The following is a 13797-nucleotide window of genomic DNA, read 5'->3' on the forward strand; positions in this document are numbered from 1 at the left end:
TTAATTGTTAAAGAACTTATTCGGTACTGCTTGCTGCGTTTCGACAAATCGTTTTGTTTGTCAGCAGCAGAGAAGTGAGATTATGCAGTGTTTCGTTTGCCTCGTCAACTTCTCTTTTTTGCTACGCCGCGCTTTCCGCGGCTCCTGCTACACCCGTCAACTACTTGATTTCGTTGTCGTTTTTGCCGGGCCGCGCAGGCAGGGACCGAACTATAACAAAGCCACTGCAGAGTTGCAAGGGTCTTTCTGTGTGCTATCTTTGCCGCCGCCTCCACTCATCCATAAGAACAGCGATGCGCATTCCAGAACTGGCACCACTTTGCAACGACGAACTCGCCGCCGCCCTCTCCGCCGCGATCGANCACTGCAGAGTTGCAAGGGTCTTTCTGTGTGCTATCTTTGCCGCCGCCTCCACTCATCCATAAGAACAGCGATGCGCATTCCAGAACTGGCACCACTTTGCAACGACGAACTCGCCGCCGCCCTCTCCGCCGCGATCGACAACAAGACCAAACCGCTCGGCAGCCTGGGCCGCCTGGAAGCCCTGGCCAGGCAGATCGGGCTGATACAGGAGACGCTCTCACCCTCCATCGACTCCCCTTCCATATTGGTATTCGCAGGCGACCACGGCATCGTCGCCGAAGGTGTCTCCGCCTATCCCCAGGAAGTGACCTGGCAGATGGTCGAGAACTTCCTGGCCGGCGGCGCCGCCATCAATGTGTTCGCCCGCCAGAACGATTGCGCCATCCAGGTCATCGATGCCGGCGTCAACCACGACTTCGGCCCACGCGATGGCCTCATCGACCGCAAGGTCGGCCCGGGCACACGCAACTTCGCCCATGACGCGGCGATGACGCCCGAGGAATGCGCGCTCGCCATGGAACACGGCATGGAACTGGTACGTGCGCTCGCGGGTAACGTGGTCGGCTTCGGCGAAATGGGCATCGGAAACACCACCGCTGCGGCAGCGCTGATGCACAAGTTGGCCGGCATTCCAGTGGCGGATTGCGTCGGCGCCGGTACCGGCCTGACGCCAGACGGCGTACGCCACAAGCAGGCCGTGCTCGAAGCGGCAGCACAACATCATGCCGGGGTTACCGACCCACTGTCCGTCCTCGCCACCTTCGGCGGCTTCGAGATCGCCATGATGACCGGCGCCATGCTGCAGGCGGCCGCGCTGCGCAAGCTTCTGCTGATCGACGGCTTCATCGTCACCAGCGCACTGCTGGTGGCCGCGCGCCTGCAGCCGGCCATCCTCGACTACTGCGTCTTCGCACACTGCTCGAACGAGCAAGGCCACCGCCAGATGCTCGACCACCTGAAGGCGCAGCCGCTGCTGCAGCTCGACCTGCGCCTCGGCGAAGGCACCGGCAGCGCGCTGGCCCTGCCCCTGCTGCGCGCGGCCACCCACTTCCTGGCGGAGATGGCGACCTTCTCCTCGGCCCAGGTCAGCACGCGGTCCGAATAAATGCAGCAGCTGCGCCTGTTCTTCATCGCGCTGCAGTTCTTCACGCGCCTGCCGATCCCGCGCTGGGTCGGCTTCCAGCCCGAATGGCTGCAGCATGCATCCCGCTACTTCCCGCTGGTCGGCTGCGTGGTGGCCGCGGTGGCCGCAGGCGTCTACGCGCTGGCCGCGCTGCTGCTGCCGGCGCCGCTGGCCGCCGTGCTTTCTACCGCGGCGTCGATCTACGTTACCGGCGCCTTCCACGAAGACGGCTTCGCCGATACCTGCGATGGCCTCGGCGGCGGCATGACGCGCGAGCGAGTGCTCGAGATCATGAAGGATTCGCGCGTCGGCGCCTACGGCGCCATCGGCATCGTCTGCATGCTGGGCGTGAAGTGCACGGCGCTGGCGATGCTGCCCCCAAGCAGCGCCATCGCTGCCCTCTTCCTTGCGCATCCGCTCTCGCGCCTGGCCGCCACTGGCCTGATCTGGCGCATGGACTACGCGCGTGACCAGGGCAAGGCCAAGCCGCTGGCCCAGCAGATGCGCGGCGCGGAGTTTGCGATCGCCGCGGTCACTGCGCTGCTGCCGGGCGCCGTGCTGGTGGCGACCGGCCTGCTCGCCTTTGCCTGGCTGGCAGCCTGTATCGCAACGGCTGCCTTGGCCGCCTTCTGGCTCGCCCGCAAATTCCAGGCACGCCTGCAAGGCTATACAGGCGACTGCCTGGGCGCCGTGCAGCAGCTGGCGGAAGTGGCAATCTACCTCGTGGTCGTGGCCAGCCTTGGCCACGCCGCGATCGCGTGATGCGGCTGCTGCTGGTGCGCCATCCGCGCCCCGAGGTCGATCCCGGCCTCTGTTACGGGCGCAGCGATGTCCCGGTCGACGCCGAAGAGACCTTGCGTGTAGGCGCCACGCTGCCGGCCGGCCTGCCTACCTGGAGCAGCCCCTTGCAGCGCTGCGCCAGCCTGGCCCGCGTATTGAATCCGCCGCAGCTGCGCTTCGATGCACGCCTGGCCGAAATGGACTTCGGCGCCTGGGAGCTGCGCAGCTGGAACGACATCCCGCGTATGGAAGTCGACGCCTGGGCCGCCGACCTGCTGCACTACCACCCCGGCGGCGGCGAATCGGTGCTGGCGGTCGCGCGCCGCGTCGCCGCTTTCCTCCACGATCTCTACCAGGAAGGCCACGCCGAGGTCCTGGTCATCTGCCACGCCGGCACCATGCGCCTGCTGCGCGCACTGCACACGGGCCTGCCCCTGGAGGCCGCCGCGCTGGAGGCGGCGCGCACGCCGCACCGCATCGCCTACGGCGAAATCCTTGCGTTGGATTCCTGACATCGCCGTATAATGACGCCGTTTTGGTGCTCGCGCCCGTGTTCACGGGCGCAGTTAAACGGGAAACACGAAGCTTCAACAAGCCAACGTGTGCTGCCCCCGCAACGGTAAGCAGGTACCGCGTTCACGCGGCAAACCGTCCTCCAGACCACTGTGCTTCGGCATGGGAAGGTCGGACGGCCCAACCTGCCAGCCCGGAGACCGGCCAAAAGGTGGGAGCGTATTGAACATACGCTTCTGTTCAATCTGGCCTACGGGGACGTGGGCTGGTTGTCCGACCAGGCTTCTATGATTTTTCACGTTTCACGGCAAGCGGCTGCATCGTCGCTCGTCTTCGCCATGGCCGCGTCCTGTGCGCATGCCGATTCCACGCCCATCGATACCGTTGTCGTCACCGCCACGCGCACGCCGCAACGCGCCGCCGACGTCATCGCCCAGACCACCATCATCCACGCCGAGGAAATCGCGCGCTCGGGCGCCGGCTCGGTGGCCGACGTGCTGCAGCGCCAGCCCGGCATCGAGATCACGCGCAACGGCAGCGCCGGCGCCAGCACCAGCGTCTACCTGCGCGGCGCGAATGCCAACCAGGTCGTGGTCCTGCTCGACGGCGTGCGCATCGGCTCCTCGACCAGCGGCACCGCCAGCTGGAATGCGATTCCCCTGGAAGCGATCGACCGCATCGAAGTCGTCTGCGGTCCCCTGAGCACGCTGTATGGCGCCGACGCCATCGGCGGCGTGATTCAGATCTTCACGCGCAAGGGCGAACCGGGCCTGAACGCCACCGCATCGATCGGCGCCGGCAGCGAATCCACGCGCCAGGCCAGCGCCCACATCGCCGGCGCCAGCGCCGGTAAGCACGCTATGAGCTACGCCTTCGGCGCCGGCCACGACGAGTCCGACGGCTTCTCGGCCACCAGGCCGGGCGCCTCCGGCTACAACCCGGACGACGACGGCTACCGCCGCACCAACATCCACGGCCGCATCGCCGTGGCCATCGCGCCCGGTCATGAAGCCGGCGCCCAATTCCTGCACAGCCGCCTGCGCGCCCAGTACGACAGCGGCGCGAGCAGCTTCGACACCAACAACCGCCAGGACCTGGACACGGCATCGGTCTTCATGTCGAACCAGTTCGCGCCGAACTGGCGCAGCACGGTCCAGCTGGCGCGCGCCGAGGACAAGCTGGGCAGCTTCACCAGCGCGGCGGCCAGCGGCGCCAGTCAGATCGATACCCAACAAGACGAATTCACCTGGCAGAACACGCTCACCTTCGGCAGCGACACCCTGCAGCTGCTGTACGGCCACCGCAAGGAAGAAGTGGCATCCAGCGCCACCCGCGCCCTCGAACGCGAACGCATCACCAATTCCTACGCCGCCGCCTACGCGCTGCGCCGCGGCCCGCACCTGGTCGACATCAGCGCGCGCCAGGACCGCTCCGTCTACGGCGACAAGAACACCGGCGCCGCCGGCTACGGCTATAACTTCGGCAACGGCCTGCGCGCCACCGCCAGCCTCGGTTCGAGCTTCCGCGCGCCGACCTTCAACGAGTTGTACTACCCGGGCTACGGCGTCGACACCAACCAGCCCGAGCGCGGCCGCAACGCCGAACTCGGCCTGCGCTACGACAGCCGCGCCGTGCAGCTGGACGCCACCGTCTACCGCAACCGCCTGACCGACATGATCGTCTCGGCCACTCCCTGCCCGGACAAGCGCGACGGCCGCACCGGCAGCTGCGCCTACAACGTCGCCTCGGCCACGCTGGAAGGCGTGACGCTGGCGGCCAGCACCCGCATCGGCGCCCTGCGCCTGCGCGGCAGCGCCGACTGGTCCGACCCGCAGGACAACGGCAGCGGCAAGCGCCTGGCGCGCCGCGCCGCCAAGCACGCCAGCTTCAACGCCGAATACGGCAGCGGCCCGCTGAAGACCGGCGCCGAATGGGTGCTGTCGGGCGCGCGATTCGACGATGCCGCCAACCTGCGCCGCCTGGGTGGCTATGGTTTGCTCAACCTGTATGCAAGCTGGCGGATCAACGACGACTTCTCGCTGCTGGCCCGGGTGAACAACAGCTTCGACAAGCAGTATGAGCTGGCCCGCAACTACAACACCGCCGGACGCAGCTGGTTCGCCGGCCTGCGCTACGGCATCCGCTAAACCGCACCCGCCATGCGCACCCTGCCCCTCTCCCTGCAACCGTTGCGCCAGCGCGTGTTCCTGGTCACGGCGGCGATGCTGCTCGTGGCGATCGCCTGCATGCTGTATGCGGGCATGACCGGCTCGATCGAGGTCAGGCTGGCAGAAGTGCCGGCGGCATTGCGCCAATTGGCCGAGGGCCGCCCGCAAACCCTGGCGGCTTCGCTGCTGGAGCTGCGCGCCGGCCGCGCCACGGTGGCCTTTGTCACCGGCGCCGCCCTGGCCCTGGCCGGGGTGCTGATGCAGGCGCTGCTGCGCAATCCCCTGGCCGACCCCTACATCCTCGGCATCTCGGCCGGAGCCTCGGTCGGCGCACTGGCGGCGCTGATGCTGATGGCGGCCATGGCCACTGTCGAACTGGCGGCCGTCGGCGGCGCCGTCGTGGTCTCGCTGCTGCTGTATGCGCTGGCGCGCCAGGACCTGCGCGGCGGCGCCGGCCAGGGCGGCGGCACTTCGACCCTGCTGCTGACCGGCGTGGTGATCTCCTCGCTGTGCGTGGCCCTGATTACCCTGATGCTGTCGATCGCGCCCGAAGGCCGGCTGCGCACCATGGTGTTCTGGATGATCGGCGACGTCGCCGGCGCACCGGTGCGCCTGCTGCCCTGGCTGGTGCTGGGCATGGCGCTCCTCTATGCGCTGCGCAACGCGCGCGGCATGAACGTCATGGCCCTGCACGCGGAAGCGGCGGTGGCCCTGGGCGTGCGGGTCGGCAGCCTGCGCCGCGGCCTGTTCCTGGTTTCGGGAGTGCTGACCGCCAGCGCCGTCACCAGCGCCGGCTCGATCGGCTTCGTCGGCCTGATCGTGCCGCATGCCTGCCGCTTCGCGTTCGGCCCCGACCACCGCGTGTTGATCCCGGCTTCGGTGCTGGCCGGCGGCAGCTTCCTGGTGCTGTGCGATACGCTTGCACGCACCGTGGTCGCGCCGCAGCAGCTGCCGGTCGGCGCCGTCACCGCCATCATCGGCGCTCCCATCTTCCTCTATCAACTGCACCGTCTGCGCCGCCACTAAAAGCGCAGCCACTCCCGGAGCTTCCATGAACGACATGACACCCGAACAGACGGCCGCGCTCAACGAACGGCACCGCGTGCGCATGGAGCGCAAGAAGGCCGTCATCGATGCGCGCATCCAGGCGGCCGACAAGCAGGTTGGCATCATCATCGTCAACACCGGCAACGGCAAGGGCAAGAGCTCGAGCGCCTTTGGCATGGCGGCGCGCGCCCTCGGCCACGGCATGCAGGTGGGCGTGGTCCAGTTCATCAAGGGCGCGATGGCCACCGGCGAAGAACTGTTCCTGCGCCGCTTTCCCGAAGAGGTGAGCTTCCATGCGATGGGCGAAGGCTATACCTGGGAAACCCAGAACCGCGAACGCGACGTCGAGAAAGCGCTTGCCGCCTGGGCCCAGGCGAAGCGCTTCCTGTCCGATCCGAAGGTGGGAGTGGTGGTGCTGGATGAACTGAACATCGCCCTCAAATACCGCTACCTCGACGTCCACACCGTCATCGAAGACCTGCTGGATCGCCCGCCCATGCAGCACGTGGTCATCACCGGCCGCGGCGCGCCGCCCGAGCTGGTGGCGATTGCCGACACCGTCACCGAGATGAACGTGGTGAAGCACGCCTTTGCCGCCGGCATCGCCGCGCAAGCGGGGACCGAATGGTGACGACGCTGGGGGCCGGCGCACGGATGGTACTGGTGGCTGCCGTCGCTTCCGGCCAGGGCAAGACCAGCGTCACTGCCGCGCTGGCGCGCAAGCTGGTGCGGGGCGGCCAGCGCGTGCGCGTGTTCAAGTGCGGTCCCGACTTCATCGACCCGATGCTGCTGGAACGCGCTTGCGGCGCGCCTGTGCACACGCTCGACCTCTGGATGGTGGGCCTGGACGAATGCCGGCGCCGCCTGGCGCAAGCCGCGCGCGAGGCCGACGTGGTGCTGGTCGAGGGCGTGATGGGCCTGTACGACGGCACCCCCTCGGCGGCCGACCTGGCGAACCAGTTCGGCATGCCGGTGCTGGCCGTGATCGACGCTTCAGCCATGGCGCAAACCGCCGGCGCAGTGGCGCGCGGCCTGCGCGACTACGGTCCGGTGCAGATGGCCGGCGTGATCGCCAACCGCGTCGCCAGCCCCGGCCACGCGCAGATGGTGGCAAGCTCGCTGCGCGATATCCCGCTGCTCGGCTCCCTGCAACGCCAGGCAACCAGCCTGCCGGAGCGCCACCTGGGCCTGGTGCTGCCGGGCGAGCAACCGCAAATCGACAGCTACCTCGACGCGCTGGCCGATGCGCTGCAGTTTGACGCCGCAGCGTGGGAAGCCCTGCCGCTGCTCACGCCCGAGGCGCAGGACGGGCCGCCGATCGAGCCCGCACTGGCCGGCAAGACGATTGCCATCGCACGCGACGCCGCCTTTGCCTTTCTCTACCCGGCCAACCTCGACACGCTGCGCATCCTCGGTGCGCAGCTTGCCTACTTTTCTCCGCTGGCCGACGAACCCGTGCCGCAGGATGCCGATGCCGTCTACCTGCCTGGCGGTTATCCGGAACTGCATGCGCAGGCACTGTCGCAGGCCGCGCGCTGGCGTGCCTCGATAAGAGCGGCGCATGCGGCCGGACTGCCCATCCTGGCCGAGTGCGGCGGCATGATGGCCCTGGCCGGCGAACTGACCGATGCGGATGGCCAGACCTGGCCGATGGCCGGGCTGCTGCCCGGCGCGGTCACCATGGGGTCACGCCTGGCCGGCCTCGGCGCCCAGGGGCTGGACACGCCGCAAGGCCAACTGCGCGGCCACACCTTCCACTATTCGCGCCTGGAGACGCCGGTCGCGCCGCTGCGGCACACGGTGCGCAATCCGGCCGGGACCCAGGGCGAGGCCGTGTACCAGGTCGGTTCGCTGACCGCTTCCTACTTCCACGGCTACTTCGCCTCGAACCCGCAGGCGGTCGCCGGACTGTTCACGCGGGCGGCGCCATGAGCGCCACCCTGATCCTCGGCGGCGCCCGCTCCGGCAAGAGCGCCATGGCCGAGCGCCTGGCGCGCGACTCCGGCAAGGACGTCGTCTACCTGGCCACCGCCCACGCCGGCGACGGCGAAATGAGCGAACGCATCGCCCACCATCGCGCCCGGCGTCCGGCGCACTGGCCCACGGTCGAGGAATCCCTGGGCCTGGCCGGCGCGCTGCGCCGCGAATGCACGGCCGGGCGCCTGGTGCTGGTCGACTGCCTGACGCTGTGGCTGACCAACCTGATGCTGTGCGGCGATGAACCCTTGCCTGAATCGGGCAAGCTGCTGCTGCCGGCGCGCTTCGACCAGGAGCGCGCGGCCCTGCTCGATGTGCTGGACGCCGGCTTGCCGGGCGAGCTGATACTGGTGTCGAATGAAGTCGGCATGGGCATCGTGCCGATGGGCACCCTGTCGCGCCGCTTCGCCGACGAGGCGGGGTGGCTGAACCAGGAAGTGGCCGCACGTGCGAGCCGCGTGATCCTGGTGGCGGCCGGCCTGCCGCTGGTGCTGAAAGGCGCGCCGTGCTGAGCGGCTTGTCCGCCAGTGCGCTGGCCCTGCTGCTGGTGGCGGGCGTGGCGCTCGACCTGGTGCTGGGCGAAGCGCGGCGCTGGCATCCGCTGGTGGGCTTCGGACGGCTGGCGAATGCGCTCGAAGCGCGCCTGAACCGCAGCCGCTGGCGGCTGGCACGCGGCGCGCTGGCCTGGGTGCTGGCGGTGCTGCCACTGACGCTGCTGGCATGGTGGCTCACTGCATACGCAAGTCTGCTGGTGCATGCGCTCCTGCTCTACCTTGCCCTGGGTCTGCGCAGCCTGCGCGAGCACACGATGCCGATCTTCGCGGCCCTGCGCGCTGGCGAACTGGCGGAAGCACGGCGGCTCACCGGCCGCATCGTCAGCCGCGATACGGCTGACGCGGACCCGTCCGACCTGGCCAAGGCCGGCGCCGAGTCCCTGCTCGAGAACGGCAACGACGCCGTCTTCGGCACCCTGTTCTGGTTCGTCGTCGCCGGCGGGCCGGGCGCGCTGCTGTTCCGCCTCGCGAACACGCTCGATGCGATGTGGGGCTATCGCAGCGAACGCTTCAACCTGTTTGGCCGCGTGGCCGCGCGCATCGACGACGCGCTGAATCTCGTCCCGGCGCGTTTGACCGCCTTGAGCTACGTGCTGCTGGCGCCGCGCGGCGGCCACCTGCGTGCATGGAGATGCTGGCGCACGCAAGCCCCGGCCTGGAGCAGCCCGAACGCCGGTCCGGTGATGGCCAGCGGCGCGGGCGCCCTCGGCATCGCCCTCGGCGGCGCCGCGCGCTACGACGGCGTCGTGGAACAGCGTCCACCGCTTGGCCTGGGCCGCGCCGCCGCGCCGGAAGACATCGAACGCGCCTGGCGCCTGGTGCTGCATTCGACCCTGCTGTGGGTGGCTGCGGTCTGTGTCGCGGCACTCCTCATCGACGGAGTCGGCCATGCTTGAACACGGCGGTAACCTGCGCGCGGCTGCGTTGCGCTATCGGCGCGACGACTGGATCGACCTCTCGACCGGCATCAATCCCTGGGGTTATCCGATCCCACCGCTGCCGGCCGAAGCCTGGCACCGGCTACCCGAACCCGATCCGGCATTGACCGCTGCCGCCTGCGCCTTTTACCGCGCGCCGGCCCTGCTGCCGGTGGCCGGCACCCAGGCCGCGATCCAGGCGCTGCCGCGCCTGCGTCCACCTTCGCGTGTAGTGGTGGCGGCGCCCTCGTATGCGGAACACGCCCACCACTGGGGCCGGCATGGTCACAGTCTGCGCCAGGTGCCGTATGCGCAGCTGGACGAGGTAGTCGACGACTGCGACGTGCTGGTGCTCGTCAATCCGAACAACCCGACCGGAGCCACGGTCCCGGCGCAGCAGCTGCGCGACTGGGCGGCGCGGCTCGCCAGGCGCGGCGGTTGGCTGGTGGTCGACGAAGCCTTTGGCGACACGGCGCCGGGCCTGAGCGTGGCCGCCGACAGTGCGCAGCCGGGACTGATCGTGCTGCGCTCGGTCGGCAAGTTCTTCGGCCTGGCCGGACTGCGCCTGGGCTTCGTCGGTGCGCATCCGGCGCTGCTGGCGGAGCTGGCCGATCTGCTCGGCCCCTGGGCGGTCAGCGGCCCGGCGCAAACCATCGCGCGCGCGGCGCTGGAAGACCGGGCCTGGCAGGATGCGACGCAAACACGCCTGCTGCTGGCCGGTGAACACATGCGGATGCTGCTGGGCGCCCATGGCATCGAGGCGACGGGCACGCCGCTGTTCCACTGGTGGCCGCACGCGCGGCCGGAAGCGTTTCACGAACACCTGGCCAGGCGCGGCATCTGGTGCCGCCTGTTTACCGAAGCGGCGCGCGGCATCCGTCTCGGCCTGCCTGCCAACGAAGAAGAGTGGCGCCGCCTCGCGCGCGCCCTGGAGGAATGGAGCGAAGCATGAAGTTGAAGTGGGTGCGATACATCCTGCTGGCTGGCCTGGTGCTGGGTCCAGCCGCGCAGGCGGTGACGGTCAAGGACGATGCCGGAGCGGGCGTCACGCTGGCAAAGCCGGCGCAGCGCGTGATCTCGATGGCGCCGCATGCCACCGAACTCCTGTTTGCGGCGGGCGGCGGCGCGCGCGTGGTTGGCGCGGTCGACTACAGCGATTATCCGGAGGCGGCCAAGCGCATCCCGCGCATCGGCTCGAACCGCGAGGTGGATGTCGAACGCATCATGGCCTTGAAGCCCGACCTCATCGTGGCCTGGATGCACGGCAGTTCCGAACGTCAGATCGAGCTGGTACGCCGGCTCGGGATTCCGATCTACCTCAGCGACCCACAGACCCTGGAAGGCATCCCGGACAGCCTGCTGCGCCTGGCCCAATTAATGGGCACGGAAGCCGCGGCGCGTCCGGTGGCGGCCGACCTGCGCGCGCAGCTGGCAAGCCTGCGCAAACAGTATGCGGGCCGCTCGCCGGTGCGCACCTTTTACCAAGTGTGGGACAAGCCGCTGTACACACTGAGCGGCAAGCACATCGTCACCGATGCGCTGCGCCTGTGCGGCGGCGAGAACATCTTCCATACGCTGCCGGTGACGGCGCCGGTGGTGACACTCGAAAGCGTGCTGCAGTCCGACCCGGAAGCCATCTTCGGCACCGCCGAGAAGAACTACGGCGGCGTCAACCTGTGGCGCCAGTACCCGACCATGACGGCGGTGCGCAACGGGAACCTGTTCACGGTGGACGGAAACCTGCTGAACCGCGCCGGCCCGCGCATGATCGCAGGCGCTGCCGTGATGTGCGAAAAGCTGGAAGAAGCACGCAAGCACCGCAAATGAGCCGCTTCCCTTTCCAGACCCTGATGGTGCAGGGCACGACCTCGGATGCCGGCAAGAGCACGGTCGTCGCGGCGCTGTGCCGGCTGTTGAAGCGGCAGGGCGTGCGCGTGGCGCCGTTCAAGCCGCAGAACATGGCGCTGAACAGCGCGGTGACGCAGGACGGCGGCGAGATCGGCCGCGCCCAGGCACTGCAGGCGATAGCCGCCGGTATCCTCCCGCATACCGACATGAATCCGGTGCTGCTGAAACCTTCCAGCGACACTGGCGCCCAGGTGATCATCCACGGCCGCGTGCGCGCCGAGATGAATGCGCGCGATTACCACGACTATAAAACGGTGGCGATGGCGGCGGTGCTGGAGTCGCATGCGCGCCTCGGTAATCAGTATGAGTGCATCGTGGTCGAGGGCGCGGGCAGCCCGGCCGAGATCAACCTGCGCGAGCGCGACATCGCCAATATGGGATTCGCCGAGGCGGTCGACTGCCCGGTGATCCTGGTAGCCGACATCGACCGTGGCGGCGTGTTCGCGCACATCGTCGGCACCCTGGCCTGTTTGTCGGAGAGCGAACGCACGCGAATCGTCGGCTTCGTGATCAACCGCTTCCGTGGCGACATCGCGCTGCTGCAGCCGGGGCTCGACTGGCTGGAGCGCGAGACCGATAAACCGGTGCTGGCGGTGCTGCCCTACCTGCACGGCCTGTACCTGGATGCAGAGGATGCGGTGCAGCCGGCCCAGGCCGGACGCGGCGCCTTCAAGGTGGTGGTGCCGAGTCTGCCGCGCATGAGCAATCACACGGACTTCGATGCGCTGCGTGCGCATCCGGACGTCGATGTCCGCTTCGTCCGTGCGGGCGAAGCGATACCTGCTGCCGATCTCATCATCCTCCCGGGCAGCAAGAACACGCGCGGCGACCTGGCCTGGCTGCAGGCCCAGGGCTGGCCCGATACGATCGCCCGTCACCTGCGCTATGGCGGCAAGGTGATCGGCGTGTGCGGCGGCTTCCAGATGCTGGGGACGGTGGTGCGCGATCCGCAAGGAGTCGAAGGGAGTGCGGGAGACTCGCCGGGACTTGGCCTGCTCGACCTGGTCACGACGATGACGCGGGAGAAGCGGCTGTGCCAGGTCAGCGGAAGCTGCGCTTTCGAGGACAGCGGCGCGCGGGTGGAAGGCTACGAGATTCACATGGGCGAATCCGAAGGTCCGGCGCTGGAGCTGCCGGCGTTCCGCATCGACGGGCGGCCCGAAGGAGTGCGTTCGGCGGATGGGCAGATCCTCGGCACCTATCTGCATGGCTTGTTCGATCATCCGGATGCCTGCGCTGCCCTGTTGCGCTGGGCTGGCGCGCGTAGTGCACATCGTGTCGATACGGCGGCGCTGCGCGAGGGCAGCCTGGACCGGATTGCGGACGCGTCCTTGCCCCTATTTGAGCGTTTGATGGCACTGCCGGGCTATCGATAGACTATGCCTATCGATTTACTTAAATCAATTTACTTTATATCGCGGATGAGAATGACTATCATTTGCTTCAGATTGTTAAGAACTGGAGCAGTACATGATCACCGCAGCCAAACGCCTCAGCCAGGTCCTCACCCATATGGGCATCGCCTATGCCCTCGCCTACACGGTGACGGGCTCGGCGGTGTTCAGTGGCCTGGCCGTGATCGCGGAACCGATCATTAACGTGCTGCTGCTCCCTTTCCACGAAGCTGCCTGGGCCAAACGCCGCCGCATGGCGCGTGACGACAAGACGCGCACCATGTTGGTTGCCGGCGAAAAGCTGAGCCAGACCTTCCTGCACGCCGGGGTGGCTTTCAGTGTGATGTACGTGACGACGGGTTCCTGGGCGATCGGCGGCGTTGCCGCAGTGCTTGAACCGATCTGCAATGTACTCATCCTGCCGTTGCACGACCGCCTGTGGGACAACCTCGAGCACGCCGCCACGCCTGCCGGCCGCCTGCACGGCGCCTGAACTCCGCGACCAGGCCGGCTCAACGCCGGCCTCGGCCATGTCCCCAGCCTCCACCGCGGTGCGACCAGCCACCGCCTCTGCCGTACCAACCGTGCGACCGTCCGCCATGGTAGTGGCCATGTCCATGACGGTAGCCATAGCCGCGATCGTAGTAGCCGAATCCGAAGTTGAGTGCGACCGGGGGGCCGACGTAGGTCGGAGAGCCGTAGCCGTAGCCCGAGTAATAGGTGGGATCGTAGGCCGCGGCATACGGCGGCCCATAGACAGCACATCCGCCGACGCTGCCGGCAATCAATAAGCCAACAGCAAGACGCTTAACTGCACGCATACCTGGAGTGTTCATGTCAGTTCCCCGAACGAACCTGATTTCATTCTAGTTCGGTACGCCGGGTTTTCAACGTGAATGTTTTGTGGATGCCATGCTTGCGCTAGTGTGTAGGGTGGGTTCTCGAACCCACCGGTTGTTTCGCGTTGATGGCACAGCGTGTAGGGTGGGTTCTTGAACCCACCGGTTTTTGTGTTGATGGCATAGCGGTGGGGACGAGTCCCCACCCTACTTT

General features: G+C 67.8%; 13 protein-coding genes and 1 riboswitch. All 13 genes read left to right on the plus strand.

Features of this window, described 5'->3' with window-relative positions; all coding sequences use genetic code 11:
* Nucleotides 1–433: 433 nt before the first annotated feature.
* The 13 genes from cobT to QPK31_RS25790 all read left to right on the plus strand — a co-directional run bounded on the left by cobT (nt 434) and on the right by QPK31_RS25790 (nt 13237).
* Complete coding sequence (cobT, locus tag QPK31_RS25730; protein WP_290425744.1) at nt 434–1468, plus strand: nicotinate-nucleotide--dimethylbenzimidazole phosphoribosyltransferase; 1035 nt, start codon at nt 434–436, stop codon at nt 1466–1468.
* Entirely contained in the window at nt 1469–2248 is a 780-nt protein-coding gene (locus QPK31_RS25735) for an adenosylcobinamide-GDP ribazoletransferase (RefSeq protein ID WP_290425745.1), read from the plus strand. It begins immediately after the preceding gene.
* The gene (locus QPK31_RS25740) at nt 2248–2778 is read left to right on the plus strand and encodes a histidine phosphatase family protein (RefSeq protein WP_290425746.1); all 531 of its coding nucleotides are present in this window, start codon (nt 2248–2250) and stop codon (nt 2776–2778) included. Before QPK31_RS25735 ends, QPK31_RS25740 begins: the two co-directional genes overlap by 1 nt.
* 7 nt (nt 2779–2785) lie before the next feature.
* Nucleotides 2786–3003, plus strand: a riboswitch (cobalamin riboswitch).
* 114 nt (nt 3004–3117) lie between these two features.
* Nucleotides 3118–4926, plus strand: coding sequence for a TonB-dependent receptor domain-containing protein (locus tag QPK31_RS25745; protein ID WP_290425747.1), 1809 nt, complete (start codon nt 3118–3120; stop codon nt 4924–4926).
* A 12-nt stretch (nt 4927–4938) separates the two neighbouring features.
* Nucleotides 4939–5973, plus strand: a complete 1035-nt coding sequence (locus tag QPK31_RS25750; RefSeq protein WP_290425748.1) for an iron ABC transporter permease — start codon at nt 4939–4941, stop codon at nt 5971–5973.
* Nucleotides 5974–5998: 25 nt separating this feature from the next.
* The gene (cobO, locus tag QPK31_RS25755) at nt 5999–6625 is read left to right on the plus strand and encodes a cob(I)yrinic acid a,c-diamide adenosyltransferase (RefSeq protein ID WP_290425749.1); all 627 of its coding nucleotides are present in this window, start codon (nt 5999–6001) and stop codon (nt 6623–6625) included.
* Entirely contained in the window at nt 6619–7926 is a 1308-nt protein-coding gene (locus tag QPK31_RS25760) for a cobyrinate a,c-diamide synthase (RefSeq protein ID WP_290425750.1), read from the plus strand. Before cobO ends, QPK31_RS25760 begins: the two co-directional genes overlap by 7 nt.
* Nucleotides 7923–8483, plus strand: coding sequence for a bifunctional adenosylcobinamide kinase/adenosylcobinamide-phosphate guanylyltransferase (cobU, locus tag QPK31_RS25765; protein WP_290425751.1), 561 nt, complete (start codon nt 7923–7925; stop codon nt 8481–8483). The genes QPK31_RS25760 and cobU overlap by 4 nt, the downstream gene beginning before the upstream one ends.
* Nucleotides 8477–9421, plus strand: coding sequence for a CobD/CbiB family cobalamin biosynthesis protein (locus QPK31_RS25770; RefSeq protein WP_290425752.1), 945 nt, complete (start codon nt 8477–8479; stop codon nt 9419–9421). The genes cobU and QPK31_RS25770 overlap by 7 nt, the downstream gene beginning before the upstream one ends.
* Nucleotides 9414–10394, plus strand: a complete 981-nt coding sequence (cobD, locus tag QPK31_RS25775; RefSeq protein ID WP_290425753.1) for a threonine-phosphate decarboxylase CobD — start codon at nt 9414–9416, stop codon at nt 10392–10394. The genes QPK31_RS25770 and cobD overlap by 8 nt, the downstream gene beginning before the upstream one ends.
* Nucleotides 10391–11269, plus strand: coding sequence for a cobalamin-binding protein (locus QPK31_RS25780; protein ID WP_290425754.1), 879 nt, complete (start codon nt 10391–10393; stop codon nt 11267–11269). The genes cobD and QPK31_RS25780 overlap by 4 nt, the downstream gene beginning before the upstream one ends.
* Nucleotides 11266–12726, plus strand: a complete 1461-nt coding sequence (locus QPK31_RS25785) for a cobyric acid synthase (RefSeq protein ID WP_290425755.1) — start codon at nt 11266–11268, stop codon at nt 12724–12726. Before QPK31_RS25780 ends, QPK31_RS25785 begins: the two co-directional genes overlap by 4 nt.
* A gap of 94 nt (nt 12727–12820) precedes the next feature.
* Nucleotides 12821–13237, plus strand: coding sequence for a DUF2061 domain-containing protein (locus tag QPK31_RS25790; RefSeq protein WP_290425756.1), 417 nt, complete (start codon nt 12821–12823; stop codon nt 13235–13237).
* The last annotated feature ends 560 nt before the right edge of the window (nt 13238–13797 follow it).

This window comes from Massilia sp. YIM B02769, from assembly GCF_030411995.1.
GTDB lineage: Bacteria > Pseudomonadota > Gammaproteobacteria > Burkholderiales > Burkholderiaceae_D > Telluria.

Coding starts and splice junctions, on each gene's coding strand:
- cobT (WP_290425744.1), top strand. CDS start 434: ATGCGCATTCCAGAACTGGCACCACTTTGCAACGACGAACTCGCCGCC.
- QPK31_RS25735 (WP_290425745.1), top strand. CDS start 1,469: ATGCAGCAGCTGCGCCTGTTCTTCATCGCGCTGCAGTTCTTCACGCGC.
- QPK31_RS25740 (WP_290425746.1), top strand. CDS start 2,248: ATGCGGCTGCTGCTGGTGCGCCATCCGCGCCCCGAGGTCGATCCCGGC.
- QPK31_RS25745 (WP_290425747.1), top strand. CDS start 3,118: ATGGCCGCGTCCTGTGCGCATGCCGATTCCACGCCCATCGATACCGTT.
- QPK31_RS25750 (WP_290425748.1), top strand. CDS start 4,939: ATGCGCACCCTGCCCCTCTCCCTGCAACCGTTGCGCCAGCGCGTGTTC.
- cobO (WP_290425749.1), top strand. CDS start 5,999: ATGAACGACATGACACCCGAACAGACGGCCGCGCTCAACGAACGGCAC.
- QPK31_RS25760 (WP_290425750.1), top strand. CDS start 6,619: ATGGTGACGACGCTGGGGGCCGGCGCACGGATGGTACTGGTGGCTGCC.
- cobU (WP_290425751.1), top strand. CDS start 7,923: ATGAGCGCCACCCTGATCCTCGGCGGCGCCCGCTCCGGCAAGAGCGCC.
- cobD (WP_290425753.1), top strand. CDS start 9,414: ATGCTTGAACACGGCGGTAACCTGCGCGCGGCTGCGTTGCGCTATCGG.
- QPK31_RS25780 (WP_290425754.1), top strand. CDS start 10,391: ATGAAGTTGAAGTGGGTGCGATACATCCTGCTGGCTGGCCTGGTGCTG.
- QPK31_RS25785 (WP_290425755.1), top strand. CDS start 11,266: ATGAGCCGCTTCCCTTTCCAGACCCTGATGGTGCAGGGCACGACCTCG.
- QPK31_RS25790 (WP_290425756.1), top strand. CDS start 12,821: ATGATCACCGCAGCCAAACGCCTCAGCCAGGTCCTCACCCATATGGGC.